Annotated in this window: 4 protein-coding genes and 1 pseudogene; 4 read left to right on the top strand and 1 reads right to left on the bottom strand. The window is 40.6% G+C overall.

Translation table 11 applies throughout. The features are described 5' to 3' along the window. The 4 genes and pseudogenes from RM347_RS35550 to RM347_RS35535 all read left to right on the top strand — a co-directional run. A pseudogene (locus RM347_RS35550) lies at positions 1-420 on the top strand (hypothetical protein); the annotation flags it as partial. Between the two features lie 342 nt (positions 421-762). Then, on the top strand, positions 763-1,410 hold the full coding sequence (locus RM347_RS35545; protein ID WP_322719768.1) for a GNAT family N-acetyltransferase: 648 nt from the start codon (positions 763-765) through the stop codon (positions 1,408-1,410). A gap of 58 nt (positions 1,411-1,468) precedes the next feature. Next, positions 1,469-1,738, top strand: coding sequence for a GNAT family N-acetyltransferase (locus RM347_RS35540; protein ID WP_322719770.1), 270 nt, complete (start codon positions 1,469-1,471; stop codon positions 1,736-1,738). Between the two features lie 29 nt (positions 1,739-1,767). Next, entirely contained in the window at positions 1,768-2,604 is an 837-nt protein-coding gene (locus tag RM347_RS35535) for an alpha/beta fold hydrolase (protein WP_322719767.1), read from the top strand. Between the two features lie 352 nt (positions 2,605-2,956). Here the strand turns inward: RM347_RS35535 and RM347_RS35530 are convergent, their stop codons facing one another. After that, the gene (locus RM347_RS35530; protein WP_322719766.1) at positions 2,957-3,103 is read right to left on the bottom strand and encodes a hypothetical protein; all 147 of its coding nucleotides are present in this window, start codon (positions 3,101-3,103) and stop codon (positions 2,957-2,959) included. Between the last annotated feature and the right edge of the window lie 211 nt (positions 3,104-3,314).

The following is a 3,314-nucleotide window of genomic DNA, read 5'->3' as shown; positions in this document are numbered from 1 at the left end:
GCAGATAAGTTAGGGAAGTCGGAGAATTACAAAAAACGCATTGTAGAAGTGGCAAATGGGTTTAAAGCTGGTGAGCAGTTATCAGCCGAAGCGTTGACAGTAATGAATAAAGATACATTTGAGCTTGAAAGAATCAGTCGGCTGACTCAAATTGCTCAAAGGATTGGCATGGTCTGGGGTAAGTCTGATGAAAATGGGACTCAATTTCTTGGAAAGATTTATGACTTGGCTTTCAATACCCAGCAGAGGGATTTAACTATTTCGCAGAAAAATGGGGAGGTAATTTTAAACTTGCAATCAGGGAGAGTGCAGACTAATAAAGTAACTCCACAAATATTGCAAACTTTTGAGGACGCGAATAGTCAGATAGATAAAATATTAGCTAAATCTCAAACACAACAAATAGACTTACAAAGATAGATTTATTCTAAAATAGCCTTTTGAAGCGTTTAATTATTGTGGCAATACAGTAATGTACAGTATTTGGCTTTTGATTATAAATCTGTTATTTATCTATAAAATTAAACACAAGTAAGAAAGTCAATTAAGAAAAATTTGATTACTTAGCTCTTAAGCTTTACTTATAAGAATTTGACCAGCCAGTGCTGTTTAACTTCCTTGCGCTGTATTGTTATTGAGCCGATATCCGAGTAATTTCCTGCAAGATGATCTGAAAAACCCTTGTCCTATTTCCAAGATTGGGGAAGGAGGGGAAATTTACACGAAAATTGCTGAATAATGGTGTAAACAAGCAGTAAAATTATGCAGTATCAGAATTGGCAATCACCGCAATATACTCAACTCAACGGTCAATTTGTCACACTCAAGCCCCTCGTTCCAGAAAGAGATGTAGATGCACTCTATTTAGAGTCGCATGGCACTCCTTCCAAGGAAGCGGTGTGGAACTATATGTTCTATGGCCCGTTTGATAGTCGCTCTGCCATGCAAGACTGGATGGAAACAGACATGATCCGTAAATCAGATCCCCTTACCTGGACAGTCTTTGAAAACTCAACAAATTCTCAGGTGGGAATTGTAGCATTACTAGCGATTGTCCCAAATCATGGTCGAGCAGAAATCGGTCATGTGTGGTTTAGTCCTGCCGTTCATAAAACTAAAGTCAATACAGAATCACAGTTTCTATTACTTCAGCATCTTTTTGATCACCATTTATACCGTAGAGTTGAGTGGAAATGCGATGCACTTAACCATGCCAGCCGAACTACAGCCACGAGAATGGGATTCCGCTATGAAGGGCGTTTCCGACAGCATATGGTCATTCGCGGCAGAAATAGGGATACTGATTGGTTTGCAATGACGGACAAAGAATGGGGATACTGTAAGACGAATTTCGAGAAGTGGCTTTACAGTAGCGAAAAACTTTCATTGATGGAACTAAACAACGGCTAATTTACACCTATGCCAATTTCCAAATTCCTAGCCCAACAACTGCGTAGATGAGCGGGAGATTGCATATCGATTAGACCCTAAGTTTTGGGGTAGGGGATTAGCAACTGAGGCGACATCAATAGTCATTCAATACGGATTTAAGCAACTCAGATTTCCATATATCCTGGGTATTGTTAAACGGGAAAATGTGCCATCAGTCAGAGTTCTTGAAAAATTAGGCATGAAATATAAAAGGAAAACGGTGTTCCACGGCGTTGAGATGGATATTTATCAAATAGGTATTGAGCCTAAGATAATTTTGAAGAGATCGGTAAAAGTTGAAAATTGAAGTCCAAGTTACAGTTTGGTAAGGTTGAGATGAATCAAGCTGAACAATTGCAAGATCAGTATATCAAAGTCGGCTCTGTAAATACCCGATATTGGCAAGCGGGAGATTCAGGCAGCACGGTCATTTTGCTTCATGGTGGTGGCGGTTACATAGAGTTGTGGAAGTACAATATCCAAGAATTAGCCAAACATCATCGCGTTTATGCGTTTGATATGGTGGGTGCAGGTCGATCCGATAAACCCGATGCTGCTCATTACACCTTTGACTTCATGGCTCAGTTCACGCGAGATTTCATGAAGGTTTTAGAGATACCCAAGGCAAATTTGATTGGAACTTCTGCCGGCGGTGGAGTAGCACTCACTTTAACGTTGAACTTCCCACAATTAGTTGATCGACTAATTCTGGTTGGCAGTGCGGGTCTAGGGAAAGAACTTAATTTTCTGCTTCGAGTTACCACAATTCCTGGTTTAGCTAAGTTGTTTAGTTCACCAAGCAAATCAGGTGTAGCGATGTTGTGTAAACAGGCAGTGTACGACTCAAAACTAATCACTGATGAAATTGTCGAAGAGTTTTATCAAATGGCAACGCTTCCTGGAGCAGCAGAAGCAACATTAAATCTAGGTCGTTCAAACTTTAATATCTGGGGGCAATTCTATCAGTCAATTGCTGACAAATTGCATACTATCGAGGTTCCGACCCTAATTATTTGGGGCAGACAAGATCCGATGGTTCCTGTGACCCATGCTCAGAATGCCGTTAAGATTATTTCTAATGCTCAGTTGGAGATTATTGAAGAGTGCGGTCATTGGAGTCCGATTGAGCATCCACAAAAATTTAATCAGCTAGTTCTAGAGTTTCTATCGTGATTTTTGAATTGGTTAACGGTTGCCAGCCAGCTAACAAGTCGATAGTTTCTTAATCAGAGCAGATTTTGAGTCGTGGACTGTCAAAGTTCTTTGATGCTGAGTTCGAGATTATTGACAGCCTGCTCAACAGAATCGTTATACACCTTCTGGCATTGTGTGGATGAGATAAAACTGACTCATACTTTTCTATTGATCTAGCTGCGACCGAGCAAGATGATTGCTCAGTCGAGGTTTGGAAAGTGCGATCGCAAATTCTAGCCTTTACCTCGCAATAGAGATGCGAGATAGTGGCTCTCAAAAGCAGGTTGAAGCGATCGCGCAAGTTGGCTTGATATGAAATCTGCACGGGAAGCTATTTGCTATGCTTAAGCTCGGTGAGAGTCGGTATCTCATCTTCTAAATACTCGGATAAAATAGGGTCGCTGAGGTGTAAATACAGTGTCTCGGCTTGGTCTTCCGTCACTTTTTCTAGATGTAAGCTAATCGAGGCTGTATCCATGTTTTATCCTGCTCATAAGAGGTTTACTTATGAAATGAACCGTAAATAAGGCACCTACATGTAGCAACCTGCAATACTAATCACTCAAACCTGCAATCATGACATTTACAAACCAGGATTATTTGCAACTATAATTGCGCTTCAGCCAGGATTAACTGCAACCGAGCCAGGATTATTTGCAACTAACCTGCAATCATCCGTTTCAACCAGG

Source organism: Nostoc sp. ChiQUE02 (assembly GCF_034531305.2).
In the GTDB taxonomy this organism is placed as follows: domain Bacteria; phylum Cyanobacteriota; class Cyanobacteriia; order Cyanobacteriales; family Nostocaceae; genus Nostoc.
Note: the sequence above shows the minus strand (reverse complement) of the source record. Positions and strands in the feature narration are given on the sequence as shown.